11 protein-coding genes are annotated in these 17,536 nt (G+C 59.4%); 3 read left to right on the top strand and 8 right to left on the bottom strand.

The features are described from left to right. The first annotated feature begins 123 nt into the window (after positions 1-123). Positions 124-1,527: an amino acid permease gene (locus tag U5A05_RS21320; RefSeq protein ID WP_261739836.1), complete on the top strand. Its 1,404-nt coding sequence runs from the start codon at positions 124-126 to the stop codon at positions 1,525-1,527. 136 nt (positions 1,528-1,663) lie between these two features. After that, complete coding sequence (locus U5A05_RS21325) at positions 1,664-2,008, top strand: cupin domain-containing protein (protein ID WP_016783536.1); 345 nt, start codon at positions 1,664-1,666, stop codon at positions 2,006-2,008. Between the two features lie 57 nt (positions 2,009-2,065). Here U5A05_RS21325 and mmsB read toward each other — a convergent pair whose 3' ends face one another. Together mmsB and U5A05_RS21335 are read right to left on the bottom strand one after the other, a co-directional pair. Beyond that, positions 2,066-2,953, bottom strand: coding sequence for a 3-hydroxyisobutyrate dehydrogenase (gene mmsB / locus U5A05_RS21330; protein WP_261739837.1), 888 nt, complete (start codon positions 2,951-2,953; stop codon positions 2,066-2,068). Between the two features lie 11 nt (positions 2,954-2,964). After that, positions 2,965-4,479 (bottom strand): CoA-acylating methylmalonate-semialdehyde dehydrogenase, encoded by a 1,515-nt coding sequence (locus U5A05_RS21335; RefSeq protein WP_321834685.1) that lies wholly within the window; start codon positions 4,477-4,479, stop codon positions 2,965-2,967. Positions 4,480-4,592: 113 nt separating this feature from the next. On the opposite strand from U5A05_RS21335, the gene U5A05_RS21340 reads away from it, so the two are divergent. After that, positions 4,593-5,540, top strand: a complete 948-nt coding sequence (locus U5A05_RS21340) for a LysR family transcriptional regulator (RefSeq protein ID WP_261739839.1) — start codon at positions 4,593-4,595, stop codon at positions 5,538-5,540. Positions 5,541-5,741: 201 nt separating this feature from the next. On the opposite strand, the gene yfiB is transcribed toward U5A05_RS21340, so the two are convergent. The 6 genes from yfiB to recC form a co-directional block, all read right to left on the bottom strand. Then, the gene (gene yfiB, locus U5A05_RS21345) at positions 5,742-6,245 is read right to left on the bottom strand and encodes an outer membrane lipoprotein YfiB (RefSeq protein ID WP_321834686.1); all 504 of its coding nucleotides are present in this window, start codon (positions 6,243-6,245) and stop codon (positions 5,742-5,744) included. Positions 6,246-6,266: 21 nt separating this feature from the next. Next, positions 6,267-7,523: a diguanylate cyclase DgcN/YfiN gene (gene dgcN, locus U5A05_RS21350; protein WP_395247414.1), complete on the bottom strand. Its 1,257-nt coding sequence runs from the start codon at positions 7,521-7,523 to the stop codon at positions 6,267-6,269. Further along, positions 7,520-8,095, bottom strand: coding sequence for a regulatory sequestration protein YfiR (gene yfiR / locus U5A05_RS21355; protein WP_261739842.1), 576 nt, complete (start codon positions 8,093-8,095; stop codon positions 7,520-7,522). Before yfiR ends, dgcN begins: the two co-directional genes overlap by 4 nt. Before the next feature lie 204 nt (positions 8,096-8,299). Further along, a complete protein-coding gene (gene recD / locus U5A05_RS21360) occupies positions 8,300-10,384 on the bottom strand; it encodes an exodeoxyribonuclease V subunit alpha (RefSeq protein WP_321834688.1) in 2,085 nt (694 codons plus the stop codon). Continuing rightward, positions 10,381-14,070 carry an exodeoxyribonuclease V subunit beta gene (recB, locus tag U5A05_RS21365; RefSeq protein WP_321834690.1) on the bottom strand — a complete coding sequence of 1,230 codons (3,690 nt, stop codon included), beginning with the start codon at positions 14,068-14,070 and terminating at the stop codon, positions 10,381-10,383. The genes recD and recB overlap by 4 nt, the downstream gene beginning before the upstream one ends. Continuing rightward, the gene (gene recC, locus U5A05_RS21370; protein ID WP_321834692.1) at positions 14,070-17,519 is read right to left on the bottom strand and encodes an exodeoxyribonuclease V subunit gamma; all 3,450 of its coding nucleotides are present in this window, start codon (positions 17,517-17,519) and stop codon (positions 14,070-14,072) included. Before recC ends, recB begins: the two co-directional genes overlap by 1 nt. Between the last annotated feature and the right edge of the window lie 17 nt (positions 17,520-17,536).

The raw sequence follows: 17,536 nt of genomic DNA on the forward strand, positions 1-17,536 counted from the left end.
TTGCGTTCAGCTGTATGCCTGCATTTTTACCAAGAGTAATATCCGGGGCTTGCGACACCCGGGGCGTCTTTGGCCGCGGGTATTTTGATCAGATCTTGAGAATAACAACCCACAGGGCACCCGATGGCTGACGCTAACTCCCCCCCGGTCACACTCAAACGCGGTTTGAAAAACCGCCATATCCAGCTGATTGCCCTGGGCGGCGCTATCGGTACGGGCCTGTTTTTGGGTTCGGCGGGCGTACTCAAGTCGGCCGGGCCATCGATGATTCTGGGCTATGCGATTGCCGGTTTTATCGCGTTTCTGATCATGCGCCAGTTGGGCGAGATGATTGTCGAGGAGCCGGTGGCCGGTTCTTTCAGCCACTTTGCCCATAAGTACTGGGGCGGTTACGCGGGGTTTCTGTCGGGCTGGAACTATTGGGTACTGTACGTACTGGTGGGCATGGCCGAGCTGACGGCGGTGGGCAAGTACATCCAGTTCTGGTGGCCCGAGGTGCCGACCTGGGTCAGCGCCGTGGTGTTTTTTGTATTGGTCAACCTGATCAACACGCTGAACGTGAAGGTGTTCGGCGAAATGGAGTTCTGGTTCGCGATCATCAAAGTGGTGGCGATTGTCGGCATGATCGTGCTCGGGTGCTACCTGCTGTTCAGCGGCACCGGCGGCCCGCAAGCGTCGATCAGCAACCTGTGGAGCCACGGCGGGTTCTTCCCCAATGGCGGCACCGGCCTGCTGATGGCCATGGCCTTTATCATGTTTTCTTTCGGCGGCCTGGAGTTGGTGGGCATCACCGCGGCTGAAGCCAGCGAGCCGAAAAAGGTAATCCCCAAGGCCATCAACCAGGTGGTGTACCGAATTCTGATTTTCTATGTGGGCGCACTGACGGTGCTGTTGGCGCTGTACCCGTGGGATCAGTTGCTGGTCACATTGGGCGCCGGTGGCGATGCCTACGGCAGTAGCCCGTTTGTGCAGATTTTCGCCCTGATCGGTAGCAACACGGCGGCACAAATTCTCAACTTCGTGGTACTGACTGCCGCGCTGTCGGTCTACAACAGCGGCGTGTACTGCAACAGCCGCATGCTCTTCGGCCTGGCCGAACAGGGTGATGCGCCCAAGGCGCTGATGAAGCTGACCAACAATGGCGTGCCACTGCGGGCACTGGGCGTGTCGGCGCTGGTGACGTTGCTGTGTGTGGTGGTCAACTATGTGGCCCCGCACAAGGCTCTGGAGTTGCTGTTTGCGTTGGTGGTTGCCTCGTTGATGATCAACTGGGCGCTGATCAGCCTCACCCATATCAAGTTCCGCAAGGCCATGGCGGTGCAAGGCGTGACGCCTTCGTTCAAGGCGTTCTGGTTCCCGTTCAGCAATATCCTGTGCCTGGTGTTTATGGCGGTGATCGTGTCGGTTATCTGGATGATCCCCGATGTTCGCGCCTCGGTATATGCGATTCCAGTGTGGCTGCTGATCATCTACGGGTTCTATTTGGTGCGCCTGCGCACTGGCAAGGCGCTGGCCAACTCACGCTAAGCGTTCAACCGGTACAAAAAGCCCCGTCACTGCGTTCAGTGCCGGGGCTTTTGCGTATCTGGGGGTCGGGATCAGGCATCTGTCAGAGCACTGCTGCGGTTAGGGTGGGGGTTATTAACCCATCACCGGAGGTCTTATGTCTGCGCCAATTACTGTGCTTCGCGACACCCATCCCCTGCCCGTGCTCGATGCCTGCAAATGGGAAAAACTCGAAGGCGACCCGCACACCGTCAACCTCAACGCTTACACCAGCGAAGACGGCAGCAAGATCATGGGCACGTGGATTTGCACACCAGGCAAGTGGTACGTGGAGTACGTGAAGTGGGAATACTGCGATTTCCGCGAAGGCTATTGCATCATCACCCCTGAGGGCAAGGAGCCAATCCATCTGCGGGCCGGGGATATTTTTGTGGTGGAACCGGGTATGAAAGGCACGTGGGAAGTGGTGGAAACCGTGCGCAAGTATTTCGTTTTTGCCTGATCTAAAGCCCGAAAAAAACCCGGGAATCCGCCCGACGCGGACTCCCGGGAAAACCCCCTATTGGGGTTTGCGATAGCTATTGATGATGGCCGAGAAGTCTTTGCCGCCTTCGCCGCGCAGACTCATGGCCTGATACAACTGTTGCGCCACGGCGCCCATCACCACAGGTTGATGGGCCTGGCGTGCAGCTTCGGTGGCCAGCCCCAGATCCTTGAGCATCAACTCGGCGCCAAAGCCGCCGGTATAGCCGCGTGATGCAGGGGCCGTTTCAACGATGCCCGGCCACGGGTTGTACACCTCCGAACTCCAGCAGCGCCCGGTGGAGCTGTTGATAACTCCGGCCAGTACTTCGCTGTCGATGCCCAGCGCTGCGCCCAGGGCCATGGCTTCGCTGACGCCCACCATGGAAATCCCGAGCAGCAGGTTGTTGCAGATTTTAGCCACTTGGCCGGTGCCCACATCCCCGCAATGGACTATGTTGCGGCCCATTTGCGAGAGCACCGGGTGCAAGGTGTCGAACAGGCCCTGGGAAGCACCCACCATAAAGGTCAGGGTGCCCGCTTGCGCACCGCCTGTACCGCCGGATACCGGGGCATCGGCCATTTGCACGCCTTGCTTGGCCGCAGCGGCGGCCACTTCACGGGCGGTTTGCGGGTCGATGGTGCTGCAATCCACGGCCGGCACACCGGCACCGATACCGGCCAACACACCGTCTTCACCCAGCCACACGCTACGCACATGGGCCGCTGCCGGGAGCATGGTGATCACCAGCTCGGTGCCTTTGGCCGCATCGCGCGGCGACGCGCTGATATGGCCGCCAAGGGCTTCCAGCTCGGCCAGGATGTCTTTGTTCAGGTCAAACAGGTTCAACGAATGCCCGGCCTTGAGCAGGTTGCGCGCCATCGGTGCGCCCATGTTGCCCAAACCAATAAATGCGATGTTCATGGTGTGTGCCCTCAACGAAGATTGATGGTGGTATTGACGCCATCATTCACGCTTTCATCGTCAAACCAACGGCTGGTGACGGTCTTGGTTTGAGTATAGAACTGCACCACCTGCTTGCCGTACGGGCCCAGATCGCCGAGCTTGGAGCCACGGGAACCGGTGAAACTGAAGAACGGCACCGGCACTGGAATCGGAATATTGATACCAACCTGGCCGACATCGATTTCGCTCTGAAACTTGCGGGCCGCTGCGCCACTCTGGGTAAACAGGCCGGTGCCGTTACCGAACGGGTTGGCGTTGACCAGCGCGATGGCCTGGTCGAGGGTGTCGACTTCAATCACCACCAACACCGGGCCGAAGATTTCCTGGGTATAGATTTGCATGTCGGTGGTGACGCCTGAAAACAGGGTCGGACCGATAAAGTTACCCTGTTCGAAACCCGGGACCTTGATGTTACGGCCATCAAGTTCAAGCACTGCGCCTTCTTTGATACCGCTTTCGATCAGCCCCAGCACACGTTCTTTCGCACGTTTGGAGATCACCGGGCCTACGTCTGTACCCGCTTCGCTGCCGGCGTTGACCTTGAGTTTTTGCGCCAGCGCCTTGAGGTCTGGCAGCCATTGTTTGGCAGCGCCCACCAGCACCACTACCGAGGTGGCCATGCAACGCTGACCGGCAGCACCAAAACCTGCGCCTACCAGTGCATTGAGGGTTTGCTGACGGTTGGCGTCGGGCAGCACCACTGCGTGGTTTTTCGCGCCCATCATCGATTGCACGCGCTTGCCGTGACGGCCCGCCAGGTCATAGACATGGGTGCCGACGACGGTTGAGCCGACAAACGAAACAGCTTTGATATCTGCGTGGGTGCACAGAGCATCCACTACGTCCTTGCCGCCGTGGACAACGTTGAGCACGCCTGGTGGAACCCCGGCTTCGATTGCCAGTTCGACCAGCATCAGGGTCGACAGCGGGTCTTGCTCGGAAGGTTTAAGGACGAAGGTGTTACCGCAAGCGATGGCCATCGGGAACATCCACAGCGGAATCATGGCCGGGAAGTTGAAAGGCGTGATCCCTGCACAGACGCCGATTGGTTGGCGCAAGGTGTAGGTGTCTACTCCGCCTGCGACGTTTTCTGCGAATTCACCCATCTGCAAGGTACCGATGGAGCACGCGTGTTCGACCACTTCCAGGCCACGGAAAATATCGCCCTCGGCGTCGGCAATGGTTTTGCCTTGTTCAGCACTGAGGACGGTGGCAATACGTTTGGAGTGCTCACGGATCAGGGCTTGCAGCTTGAGCATGATGCGCATGCGTGCGCCAATCGGCGTCAGCTTCCAGGTCTGGAAGGCGCGTTGGGCAGCGGCAATGGCGGCGTTGACTTCATCAGCGGTGGCAAACGGGACTTTGGCCAGCACTTGCTGAGTGGCCGGGTTAACGATGTCGTGCCACTCCGTGGTCTGCGACTCGACCCATTCGCCGTCGATCAGCAAGCGGGCGTTTTGATACGGGGTGTTAGAAACGCTCATGGAAGTCTCCGGAATTATTTTTGTGAGTACGGGCGTCCAATTGGTCGCAGGACTGTTTTTGGAGTATAGGTGTGCGTTCTTCTAATAAGAACGCACATAAAAGCCGGTCTAACATGCAAAAAAACATCACATCGTTAAGCGCACTGAACTGGGATGACCTGAAGTTTTTTCTGGAGGTGGCCCGCACCCGCAAAGCCAGCAGCGCCGCCAAACGGTTGGCGGTGGACTACACCACCGTGTCACGGCGGATCAGCTCACTGGAAGCTGCGCTCGGTACTTTGCTGTTCGAAAAATCGCGTACCAATGGCTTTACCCTGACCAATGAAGGCCAGCGCTTGCTGGGTTATGCAGAGTCGATCGAAAGCACGCTGCACATGGCCTGCGAGCAAGTGTCAGGATCTGGCGTGGCGTTGTCGGGGCATGTGCGCATGGGTTGCACCGAAGGTTTCGGGAGCTTTTTTATCACCCCGCAGCTCAGCCATTTTGTGGACGCCTACCCGGCGATTTCGGTGGATATCCTGCCACTGCCGCACTTCATCAGCTTGTCCAAGCGCGAGGCCGATATCGTCATTGCGCTGGAGCGACCGGAACACGGGCCTTATGTGTGCTGCAAGCTGTGCGACTACCGTTTGCAACTGTTTGCCACCCAGGAATATCTGGACCAGCATCCACCGATCCGCAGCACGGCGGATTTGTCGGAGCATACGTTTATCAGTTATGTGGACGATCTGGCGTTCAGCTCCGAGCTGCTGTACCTGGCCAATGTGCTGCCGGGCGCCAGCGCCAACCTGCGCAGTACTAGCGTCATTGCGCAGTTCGTGGCCGCGCAGCAAGGTCGTTCGCTGGCTATTCTGCCGTGTTTTCTGGCCGCCCAGGACCCGCGTTTGCTGCCGGTTCTGCCCAACGAGGTCAACCTGACACGCCAATTCTGGATGTACTGCCGCGAAGACCTGCGCAAGCTCAAACGGATCACCCTGTTGTGGGATTACATCCGCGAAGTGACGGAGCTGAATGCGCCGTTGTTGCTGGGGGAAACCCGTGGGATGAAGTTCGCGGATTGAATGTTGCCTTTGTAGATACTCTGTCCCAGATCAAGCCCTCAGTGGGAGCGAGCAGGCTTGAAGTATCTCTGTAGCCGCTGCCGTAGGCTGCGATAAAGACCGAAGGGCCTTCGATCCGGGGCCGCTGCGCAGCCCATCGCAGCCTCGCTACGCTCTTCAGCGGCTACTGAGCCCGCTCCCACAGGGCGGTAGTAACAGCCTTTAATCCGCAATCACCACAATCGACACACGGCGATTTTCAGTGCGCCCGGCGCGGGTATTGTTGCTGGCTACCGGCTCGCGGCTACCCAACCCACGGATCTGAATGTTCTCCGGGCGCATGCCGACTTTGGTCAGGGCCTTGACCACGCTGTTGGCACGACGCACGGACAGTTGTTCGTTATAGGACTCCTTGCCCGAGGAATCGGTATGGCCGTCGACCCGCACGCGCTGGATATCGGCACCGAGCAAGGCGGTGCCGATGCGCTCAACAATTTCCTGGCTTTGCACGTTGAGCACTTCAAGATCGCTGCCAAACAATACTTTGCCCGAGAGGCCAAATGCCCAGCCTTCCTCGGTCAATTCAAAGCCCTGCTGCTTCAGAACCGCAATCTGCGCCGGAGTCAGGCCTTTGGGCGGTGGGGTCTGGCAACCGCTTAACGACAAGGTGAGCAACAACAGGGCAACGCTGAACAACTGCAAATAACGCCGGGTCAATCCAAACATGGTGGGGGTAGCTCCTGATAATTACGGGGTTGCGGGGTACTCCAACTCCGCAACATGTTGTCCGCCTCTGGCGAGACGTTTTGCTTGGTACATCGCCGAGTCGGCTGCACAGAGCAGCGAACCCGGAGTTGCGCCATGTTCGGGGTAAACGGCGATTCCGATACTGAGCGAGGTCACGACGCTGATTTGCCCTGGCAGTTGAATCGTCTCAAGCATGCTGTCGATGATCTTGTCTGCGATGCGCTGGGCGTCTTCGACTCGGTGTAACGGGGAGAGCAAAATCGCAAATTCGTCGCCACCCAGACGCGCCACTACGTCGCCTTCGCGCAGTTGGGCACGAATCCGTGTGGCCACGGCGACCAGCACCGCGTCTCCCGCAGCGTGACCATAAGCATCGTTGATGTCCTTGAAGCGATCGCTGTCGAGAAACAGCACCGCCGCCTTCTCGGTTATTTTGTTCAAGGAGCGCAGGGTGCGCGTCAGCCGCGTTTCAAAGTAGGCGCGGTTGGGCAGATTGGTCAGTGAGTCATGGCTGGCCTGATGCGCGAGGGTCTGATTTTCATTTTGCAGATGGCTTTGCCAGGACTCCAGCTCATCGAGCAAGGCATTAAAGTCATTGCCCAGGCTGTCCAGTTCAGCAATATGCGCGGGTGGCACGCGACGATCGAACGCTCGCTCACTACGCGCGGCGTGAGCCACTTCAGCCAGTTGCTGCAAAGGTCCGGTGATACCGCTTAGCAGCCGACGCGACAGGTATACGGCACTCCAGGCACTGAGCGCGGTACACACCAGAACGCCGAACAGGCCACTGAGTAGAAAACGCAACATGTTGGCGCCATGCCCGCGAACCGTCATCAGTCCGACCTCCTGGCCCTGATGCAAAATCGGCAGGGTGAGCGGCTGCTCCAGCAAACCATCGGCCAATAGCATTTCAACCCTCGAGAGCAGGCCCGTCTCGGGGCGCTGCCATTGCGCCAGCAATTCACCATCAGCCGTATAGACCCGAGCTTCGGCGACCGCTTCGGTGGACGCAATCAGGGCCAGCGCTTCGGCTGCAGCCGCACTGTCATCAAATACCACGGCGGCTTCCACGGTGTAATTGATGGAGCGGGCAATCAGATGCAGGTTGTGGTCGGCGTAGACCTTGAGTGCCAGCACGCCCAGCAGGGTCATGGAGGCGCTGGCAAGCGTTACCGCCACCAGCGCCACCCCCAAGTGCCCACGACGCAACACCGAGCGCAGCCTGCGCCGACCTTTAACCGTATTAGACAGGCTCAAGGCTGAGCCGCCCGACGGCGTGACAGCTGCAACACGCTGGGATGAATGCGCACGCCGCTACGGGCGACAGAATCGAGGTTGACCTCAAACGACACTTGATCATCGCTAACGTGAAGGCAAAACAGGCTGCCAACGGTGCATTGATCACCGTCTTCACTGATGCTCAACACGGCTTTGGCATTCAGGCTGGTAAATAGCTGATTACGCTCGTCACTGCTTAACTTGCCCAGGTAGACCGCATTGCAATCGGTGACAATGCTGGGGTCGCTCACCAATACACGACGCACCTGTACCGGCCTGCCGCTGGATTGGGTCGCGCCTTTGAGCAAGTCATCGGTGTACTCGGTGGGGCCGATAACGCAGAGCTGCAGTTGAACCGGTTCGGTAGGCCAGCGCGCATAACTGAGGATGCCAAGGACCACTTGGGTCACGGCCTTGGCACGTTGATCAGCCGGGTTGATGGACGCTTCAGGTTGCGCCAGGCAGGGAGTGCTCAGCAGTAACAGACAAAGGGATAGCCACAGCTGCCGCCGTCCAAAATGCTGTTCTGCGGAAGAGACAGCCACTTCCATGCGGGATTTCTCTGTAATCTTTGTAGGAATAATGTCGCAACGATAGCACGACATCCACATGAACCGTGATCCAGGTCACATTGCGCACTGCCCAGGCGTACCAATTACCTGTAGGAGCGGGCTTGCTCGCGATTCAAGCGACTCGGTTTCCCTGACGAACCGCAGCGATCTCATCGCGAGCAAGCTCGCTCCCACAGGGGGTGGTTAGCCCAGCCCCAGCATTAGTCCGCTCAAGCGTTTGACCTTGCGCTGTACGGCCTCTTCAAAAACTCCCGCACGTGGCTCGACCAGACTGAACCAGTCTTTGGCCCGGGTAATGCCGGTGTAAATCAGCTCTTTGGTCAATACCGGGTTGAGCGCCTCGGGGAGCACCAGCGCAGTGTGGGAGAACTCCGAGCCCTGAGATTTGTGTACGGTCATGGCGTAGACCGTTTCCACATCATTAAGCCGACTCGGCAGCACAAAACGAATGCCACCCTGCCCGTCGTTACGCGCGAAAGCCACACGCAGCACGTGACGCTGGGCCTGGCCGTCGCGCTCGGGAAGTCTGAGGGCAATGCCAATATCGCCATTCATCAGGCCCAGGCCGTAATCGTTGCGGGTCATCAACACCGGGCGGCCTTCATACCAGTGCTGATCGCTGTCAATCAGCTTGCGGGCAAACAAGGCCTGGGTGATGCGCGCATTCAAGCCCTCGACCCCCCAAGGCCCTTTGCGTACGGCGCAGAGCACCTGGAACGCCTCGAATGCTTGCAATACGTTGCCCGCCCAAGCCGCCCAGCAAGGGTCTTCAAGTCCGGTTTCGGCGTCGGGGCGCTGCTCGCGCAACACCTCAAGGTAATGCCGATAGCCTTTGGCCTGCTCACCGCGCCCTTCCAGTGCCAGACGTTCAAATCCGCGGTCTTGCTCGCCCTTGAGGGGCAAGGCAAAGAGGTCGGCATGGCTGCCCGCCGCCAGCAAGGCTCGCGCTTCACGGGGCTGCTGCCGGTTGACCAGACGCGACAGCTGGCCAATGCCGCTGCGTTCACCGAAACGCCGCGAATGGCGCAACATGACCACTTGCTGCGCCAGCGGGTGAGTACCGTCGAGGTCTTGCTGCAACTCGCTGGCACCGAGGTTTTCGCCGCTGACCTGCTCCAGCCAGGTACGGGTTTGCGGGGTATACCAGCCCGCTTCGGCATCGCGACACAAATCCCCCAGCACGGCGCCGGCTTCAACCGACGCCAACTGGTCCTTGTCGCCCAGCAGCACCAACCGCGCATGCGCAGGCAGGGCATCGAGCAAGTTGGCCATCATTTCCAGATCGATCATCGATGCTTCGTCGACTACCAGTACATCCAGCGGCAAGCGATTGCCCGCGTGATGGCGGAAGTGCCGCGTGCCGGGGCGGCTGCCGAGCAGGCGGTGAACGGTAGTCACGTCGCTGGGGATTTTTTGCCGAACCTTGTCGTCCACTTCCAGCGATTTGACTTGCAGGCTGATCGACTCGGTCAGGCGGGCGGCCGCTTTACCGGTCGGTGCGGCAAGACGAATGCGCAAGGGTGCGCCTGCCTCTACCGCTGGGGCCTGTAGCAAAGCCAGCAAACGCACCACTGTGGTGGTTTTACCGGTGCCGGGGCCACCGGTGACAATGCTGAAAGCCCCCCGGGTGGCCAAGGCACAGGCCAGTTTTTGCCAGTCAATCGGCGCATTCAATGCCGGGCTGCCGAACAAGCCGTTCAGCCGTGCGGGCAAGTCATCGGGGGTCACTTCAGTTATCGCCAGACGCTGACGCAAAGCGCTGTCGATTCGGCGCTCATAGCTCCAGTAACGACGCAAATACAGACGGCGCTCACTCAGTACCAATGGCCGACTGGCCGCATCCGCTGACGACTGGCCAGCGTACTCAACCAAAGGGCTGGCTTGCAGGGCCTTGCACCAGGCATCGCCATCCAGCGCCTCAAGCAGTTGCGAGGGCAGCAGCATGGCGCCGGTTTGTACATCGCCTTCGGGTGGCAAGGACAGTGCGAAGTCGGGCTCTTTCAGGGTTTCGAACAGATCCAGACACACATGGCCGTGGCCCAGCTGATGACTGGTCAAGGCCGCTGCCAACAGCACCAGGGGGTCGCCTTGCGGGTCGCGCTCATGCAAGAACGCAACGAAGGCTTTATCCAGTGCGCGCAACCAGCCGCGCTCGACCCAGCGCTCCAGCAACAACAGCAGGTCATCGGCACGGCCCAAGGGCTGCAGCAGGGCAAGGCTCTCGGCCGTCAACGGTGTGGGCAATAACTCGGCAAACGAACGGCTCATAACAACACTCCCTGTTCCCACGCCGGTTCAGCTGTTTTCGGCACAGGTTTGCCCTGGAACATAAGGTCCAGGCTTTCGATCAAGACTCTCGGTGGCCGGGTGAAATACACACCCTGCCCCTGGGATCGGGTGCCACGCAAAAACAGATACAGCGCGCCTCCCATGTGCTGGTCGTAGTCATAGTCGGGCAGTCGCGCCTTCAGTTGGCGGTGCAAGGCCAGCAGGTACAAGACGTATTGCAGGTCATAGCGGTTGTCCAGAATCGAGGTGGTCATTGCTTGTTCGGTGTAGGCCGAATCGTCAGCGCCCAGCCAGTTGGATTTGTAGTCCGCAACGTAATAACGCCCCTGATGTTCGAAGGTCAGGTCGATAAAACCCTTGAACATGCCATTAAGCAAACTCGGCTCGGCCCCGGCACGCGGTGCACCGCCGTGGGTGTGCTGACGCACCAGCGTATCCAGTTGCACAACATCGACCTTATGGCTGGCAAACCAAAACTCCATCTCGATCTGGTACTGGCTCAACTCACTGAGTACCACAGCCGGTTGGCCATTATTCAGACGCAAGGGTTCATCTTGCAGATGTTGCAACCAATCGCTCAGGGTCTCGATCCAGCCTTGCCAGCCGCGCCGGTTACAGCGCCGCGCCACGGCGTCCTGTATCGACAGTGGGTCAGCCTTGAATCCTTCAGTGCCAGCCCATTCAAGCAGGCCGTGAAGGAAGGTTCCGGGGTTTGGCCCACGAGGGAAGCGGTGTATATCGCCGCCACTGAGTAACACATCGCGCGGCGCATCAGGATCGAGTCGCTCATCATCCGAGAGCTTTTGCGCCAAGGCACTTTCAGGTGCTTCGACGGGGCTGAGGCTGTCACCGATACGCAGTGCGCTGTAGGAAGCAATCCACCAGTTTTCTGCGGCGCGGCGGCTCGGGATCAGCGGCTCAAGCAAAGTGGCCTGATTGAGCGGTGGATAAAAATGCGCCTCGCAAGCGGCTGGCACGGGTTCGCACTGTATGGCGGCGCAGTCTTGCTGCACATCTGCCAACCAGCTCTGCAATCCAACGGATTCGGCCAACATCGCCCCGCCGCCCAGCAAATAGCCCAAGGCCGAGAGGTGCAAAACCGAGCGATTGTTATTGCCGCGCTTAAGGTCCGCAACGCCAAGCCAGCAAGCGTGCTGGGCGCGGGTCAGGGCCACATAAAGCAGGCGCAAGTCTTCGGCCAGACGCTCGTCATCGGCTTGGGCAATCAGCTCTGGGGTCGGCTTCAAGCTCACTTGGGCGTTGCCCGCCACGTCGTGGTAATGCAGCGGCAAACGGCTACCATCCACAGGTTTGGTCGAGCAGATAAACGGCAAGAACACCAATGGGTATTCCAGCCCCTTGGATTTGTGGATAGTCACCACCTTGACCAGTTGCTCGTCACTTTCAAGGCGCAGGATTTGCTCTTCACCTGCCTGCCCGGACAAGGCCAGATGCTCGGCCAGATGGCGGATCAGCGCCTGTTCGCCGTCCAGTTCGGCAGCGGCCTGTTGCAACAGTTCGGACAGGTGCAGCACGTTGGTCAAGACACGCTCGCCGTCAGGCCGGGCAATCAGGGCTTGGGGCAATTCAAAGTCGTGCAGCAAACGGCGCAGCATGGCGAGCACCCCTTGCTTGCGCCAGGTTTCGCGGTAGCCGCGGAACTGCATCACGCGCTGCTCCCAGGCCAATTCATCCTGGTTCAAACGCTCCAGTTCAATCAGCGGCAGATCCAGGGTGATGCAGGCTAGCGCAGCACGCAGCGGGCGTTCGACGTCCGGTTCGGCACAGGCCTTGAGCCAGGCCAGTACATCGTGTGCTTCCTGCGCAGCGTAGACCGAGTCCTTATCCGACAGGTAAACGCTACGTACGCCACGAGTCGACAATTCTCTCCGCACTGCCTGCGCTTCCTTGCCGTCACGCACCAGAATGGCTATATCCGCAGGCAATACGCCGCGCAGTGTTTCGCCCTCCTTGGCAAAACCGCAGCGCCCTTGCTGGCCGCCATTGAGCAGCTCGACGATCTGGCTGGCACAGGCTGCCGCCAGTTGTTGACGATAGATGAGGCCCGATACGGGTTGCTCGGAGGGCAACTGCCAAAGCGTCAATGCACTGACAGGGTGGCCATCCAGTTGCAGGACTTCTTTGCGCCCCTGGGATTTAACCGACACAAAGGGCACAGGGTTTTCAGTGCCTTCGCGAAACAGGAACGCGCCTCGGCCGGTATCGCGCTGTTCGGCCCGCTCAAACACGTGGTTTACCGCCTGGACCATGGCGTGACTGGAGCGAAAGTTGGTGCCCAGTGTGTGCAGCCGGCCATGGGTAGCCTGGCGTGCACGCAAGTAGGTGTAGATATCGGCTCCGCGAAAGGCATAGATCGCCTGTTTCGGGTCGCCGATCAGGAACAGGCCGGTGTCGGGGCTGTTGTCCTCAATCCGGTAGATGGTCTCGAAGATGCGGTACTGCACGGGGTCGGTGTCCTGAAACTCGTCGATCAGTGCCACCGGGAACTGCTCACGAATCAGGCTCGCCAGGCGCTCGCCGCCTTCTGCCTGCAATGCCGCGTCGAGGCGCAGCAACATGTCGTCAAAACCCATTTCGGCACGGCGGCGTTTTTCTTCCTCGAAACGCACGCTTACCCAATTCGCGGCATGTTGCAGAACTGCCGCATCCGGGGTCGGCAAGGCATCTAGCGCGGCCTTGAGGCCATGCATGGCATCCAGCCCCGGATGCTGCGGCGGCGCGCCTTTCCAGGCTTCAGCCATGCCATCGGGGGTCAGGCGGGTGAAACCGGTGCCGAGATCAAGCTGCTCCTGAGCTTCATCGGCCGCCCAGGCACTGAGTTTTTCAAACCATGGCTCGAAATAGCGAGCCTGCATCTTGCGACCGTCGACCGCTTTACTAGCCACACCCTGAAGGCAGATATCGCGTAATTCCTGCGCCCATTGCAGCCATGGCGTTTTGAGCTGTGATAGCGCCTCGCGGCGCTCTTGCAAGCAGGCTTCGATCATGTGCGCCGGGGTCTGCTCTGTGCTGGCGGGCGAGCGCGAGCTGCCAAACAGTGCACGCACGCGCGGCAACAAGGCGGCAGGGCCACTCCAGTTGGCGCGCACCCAGTTCAACGCGTCGCCGTGCATGGGGTAGCAAAACAGTCGCCAGTAATCGCGCAGCACTTCACCCAGTAAGTCGCTGTGATCGGTTTCCAGGGTCTGGGTAAACAGGCTGCCGCTGTCGAAGGCATGCTCACGCAACATCCGCTGACACCAACTGTGGATGGTCGAAACCGCCGCCTCGTCCATCCACTGGGCCGCGATATCGAGGCGTCCTGCGCAAGCGGCCCACTGCTCGGGAGCAAACTGCTCACGCAGTTGCTCGACCAGGGCATCCGGGGCTTCGATCTCGCCACGAAAGAACCGCGCGGCTTCTGCCAAGCGAGTGCGGATGCGATCGCGCAGCTCTTTGGTGGCCGCATCGGTAAAGGTCACAACGAGAATTTGCGGCGGCAATAACTCACGACCAAAGCCTGACTCCTCACCGCCATGCCCCAGGATCAAACGCAGGTATAGCGCCGAGATGGTGAAGGTTTTGCCGGTGCCGGCGCTGGCTTCAATCAGTTGGCTGCCACGTAGGGGAAAGGCCAAGGCCAGCGGTAATGTTTGCTCGCTCATTAGCGTGACGCCTCGCTGTTTAATGAGCGCCAAGGCGCATCAAAAAGTGGTCGATAGAGGGCATCGCACCACTCCTCAAATGTTCCAGCAGCCACCAAAGCCACATAGTCAGGGAACTGGCGGGCCAGAGCCGCGCTTTCGCGGCGTTCGCCGTCGCTGGTTTGACCATCACCTTCGTAGGCTTTTTGTGCCGCCGCGTCAGCCTTCGCCGGGTCTGTCTGTGCGAGCCAAGCGAAGGCGGTTTTCACGGCGATTGGCAGCGGGTGGCTCATGCCGACTTTCCAGGCTACCAGCAAGTTGCCGAGTATTTCACGGGCCTGCTTGGGGTCCAGAGGGTCAAGCAGCAGGGTGTCATCGCTGGCTACCAGAGCAGTGGACATCGGCAGGCCACTGGCGCAGGCCGCCAGATGGTTTACCCAAGGCCGGGTTAACCGGTGCCACTTGCGGGTTTTAATCGCACCGATGCTATTAGGAATGGTGGTAACGGACAGTAGGCCCTTGTCGCTGCGCTGGTGCAGGTTACCGAGCCAACCTTCCAGTGTCAGACCTTGATCCTCAAAGCTGACAGGCAACGCGCTATTTAGCGGTGTGGGCCAAAGAGCCAACAGCTGCTGATAGCGCTGTAGTACATCCGGCAAGGGTTCGATCAGTTCGTGTTGCAGGCATTCACCAAACCCGGCCATAGGCAACAAGCCACTACCTTGCAGACGCTGGGCGCGGGTGTGCAAGGCGTGTTCAATCTCGTCGGGCTGCGCCAGTGCAGCTTCGAGCAGGCTGTCGCTCAAGGTGTAGCGCTGCAGTGCATCGAGTACGAAAGGTTCTTCATCGGCCAGAGGCACTTCGGCTGCTTCAAAGAAGACTTTCAAGCGCTGACTGAAGAAGTGGCGCACCGGGTTGCGCAAAAAATCCTGCAACTGCGTCAGATTTAGCGGCTCTTCCTGTTCGTGTGCTGCCAGCGTGCCGGGTTGAACGGGCTCCGGCTGTGGCGCGTGCAGTCGCTGCCATTCGCGGGCATAGCTGAACAGGTTGCTATTGCCCTCATGAAAGTAGCGGGTACTGAAGGGTTGCAGCGGATGCTCTTGGGTCATGGCCGCGAGCAGGTCACCGCCCCCTTGCAGTTGCCAGCCACTGGCGAGGTGGTCACGCAGCTGGCCGATCAGGACGCAGGCCGGGCGTTCGCTGTTGTCGCGAATACTGCGCCCAACCCAGCTGATATAGAGCTGCTCGCGTGCGGAAAGTAGCGCTTCGAGAAGCAGGTATCGGTCATCTTCGCGGCGGGAACGGTCCCCTGGGCGGTAGTCGCTGCCCATTAAATCGAAGTCCAGCGGCGGTTGTGCACGCGGGTAGTCGCCATCGTTCATGCCCAGCAGGCAGACAAGTTTGAAGGGGATCGCACGCATCGGCATCAAGGTGCAGAAATTGACCGCCCCGGCCAGGAAGCGTTGTGACAATTTGCCTTGGTCCAGTCCGGTTAACCAAGCCTCGCGTACTACCGTCAGTGGTAACTCGTCTTGCAAACCAACCAGCTCACAGGTTTCGAGCCAGGTCTCACGCAGCTCTTCAAGCTGGGCCAGCAAATAGTCATCGTGTTCAGTTTCGGCCTGGAAAAACAGCTGCACCAGCGCTTGCAGCCGCTCGCCCCATTGCTGCGGCAGCGCAGGTTGCGAAAGCTCCTGATGGGCGATTTCCAACGCATCGAGCAAAGCCACAAGCGGGCCGATCAACACTGCATCCAGACCGCCTATTTCATCGTAAGGCTCTATGCCATCGCAGGCTTCGCCACTGCCTACGGCATAGCCAAGCAGCATGCGGCGCAGGCCGAAACGCCAACTGTTTTGCTCCAGTTGTTGCGGTAAGCCAAGGCCGGCGCGCTGCGCGGCATTCAAGCCCCACCGAATCCCCGCACCTTCGATCCAGCGATGCAGGGTTGGCAGGTCGCGCTCTTGCACGTTGAAGCGGGCCCGCAGCGAAGGAACATCGAGCAAGTCGAGAATTTCACTGACGGGGAATCGACTGTCGGGCAGCTTGAGCAGATGTTCGAGAGCAATCAGCAACGGATCACGGCCACGCTGGCCCTGGTCGGCCAAGGTGAAGGGGATAAAGCGCCGATCATCACGCTCGATCTGCCCGAACACGGCACGGATATGCGGCGCGTAACTGTCGACATCCGGCACCATCACAATCACATCGCGTGGCTGCAATTGAGGGTTTTCGCTAAATCGTGCAAGTAGTTGGTCGTGGAGGATCTCGACTTCCCGTTGTGCGCTGTGAGCAATGTGGAAGCGGATTGAGCGATCTTTTTCCAAATCAATCGCGGGCCACAACTCGCGGGTTTCGTTGAGTGGCCGCAGTTCAAGAATGTCGTCCTGCAACTGGTTGAGCAGGTTGAGTGGTTCGACTTCGCTGAACAGATCGATGCGGCCATCACGAAAGGCAGCACGGTAGCTGTTGGGATCGTCGTAGCTGTCGAGCAGGTTGATATAGTCGCGACCTTGCTTGCCCCAGGCGGCGAGCAATGGGTGCGCATGTTGATGCAGGGTGTCCAGATCAAGCGCTGTAGGCATTCCGCTTTTGCGGGCCTGACGTTTGTACTGATGGCGCAGCAGATCTTTGTCGGCAACGATGTCAGACCAATGATGACGACATGGGTTATGCACACAGAGCAGCACTTGGCTGAACCGCGCGAGTCCAGCCAGTGCTTCGAGTGCCTGAGCGGGCAATGAAGAGATACCGAAGACGATCACCCGCGCAGGTAAACCGGGCGGGGCTTGCTCAAGGCTGCTGATCTTGTCCATAAACCGCTGGTGAACCCCGGCCCGGCTCTGGGACATGCCCTCTTCACCGACATCGAGCAATAGCGCTCGCCACAGCTCTGCTTGCCAACAGTTAGCCGGGCTCAAGGCCGGGCTTTCGCCTCGTGCGTTGCGCAGTTGAAGACGGCCAGCAGCCCAGTCTTCCAGCCAGTCGGCGCGATAGACCTGATATTGGTCGAACAGGTCAGCCAGGCGCTCTGACAGTTGATAGCGTTTGCGCAAATCGGTGTCGTGAGTCAGGAAGCGCTGCAGCGGCTCGAAGTGCGGCTGATCGATAAGGGCCGGAAGCAGGCGCATCAGGCGCCAAGTCAGCGGGGCTTTATCGAGCAAGGACTTGGCGGGGATTTCTTCGCTGCCTAATACAAGTCGGTAAAGCTGCCACAAAAAGCTGCCTGGCAGTTGCACGTCCACTGCTGCGGCAATACCGCAGCCACCGAGGTCATCGTCCCTAGCGTCTTCAGCCAGGGCCAGCTTCAACCATTGGGCAATGCCATTACTCTGCACCAGAGCAATTTCGTTCTCCAAAGGCGCCAGGGGATAGCGGCGCATCCAACTGACGACCAGGCTGCGTAACTCATCGAGGCGGTTACCGTGAACCACCATAAAACCCGCATTGAGGGACGTAGCAACCGGCATGACGGCATCCTTAGGAG

Source organism: Pseudomonas kulmbachensis, from assembly GCF_963681935.1.
Classification (GTDB): domain Bacteria; phylum Pseudomonadota; class Gammaproteobacteria; order Pseudomonadales; family Pseudomonadaceae; genus Aquipseudomonas; species Aquipseudomonas kulmbachensis.

Coding starts and splice junctions, on each gene's coding strand:
- U5A05_RS21320 (WP_261739836.1), top strand. CDS start 124: ATGGCTGACGCTAACTCCCCCCCGGTCACACTCAAACGCGGTTTGAAA.
- U5A05_RS21325 (WP_016783536.1), top strand. CDS start 1,664: ATGTCTGCGCCAATTACTGTGCTTCGCGACACCCATCCCCTGCCCGTG.
- mmsB (WP_261739837.1), bottom strand. CDS start 2,953: ATGAACATCGCATTTATTGGTTTGGGCAACATGGGCGCACCGATGGCG.
- U5A05_RS21335 (WP_321834685.1), bottom strand. CDS start 4,479: ATGAGCGTTTCTAACACCCCGTATCAAAACGCCCGCTTGCTGATCGAC.
- U5A05_RS21340 (WP_261739839.1), top strand. CDS start 4,593: ATGCAAAAAAACATCACATCGTTAAGCGCACTGAACTGGGATGACCTG.
- yfiB (WP_321834686.1), bottom strand. CDS start 6,245: ATGTTTGGATTGACCCGGCGTTATTTGCAGTTGTTCAGCGTTGCCCTG.
- yfiR (WP_261739842.1), bottom strand. CDS start 8,095: ATGGAAGTGGCTGTCTCTTCCGCAGAACAGCATTTTGGACGGCGGCAG.
- recD (WP_321834688.1), bottom strand. CDS start 10,384: ATGAGCCGTTCGTTTGCCGAGTTATTGCCCACACCGTTGACGGCCGAG.
- recB (WP_321834690.1), bottom strand. CDS start 14,070: ATGAGCGAGCAAACATTACCGCTGGCCTTGGCCTTTCCCCTACGTGGC.
- recC (WP_321834692.1), bottom strand. CDS start 17,519: ATGCCGGTTGCTACGTCCCTCAATGCGGGTTTTATGGTGGTTCACGGT.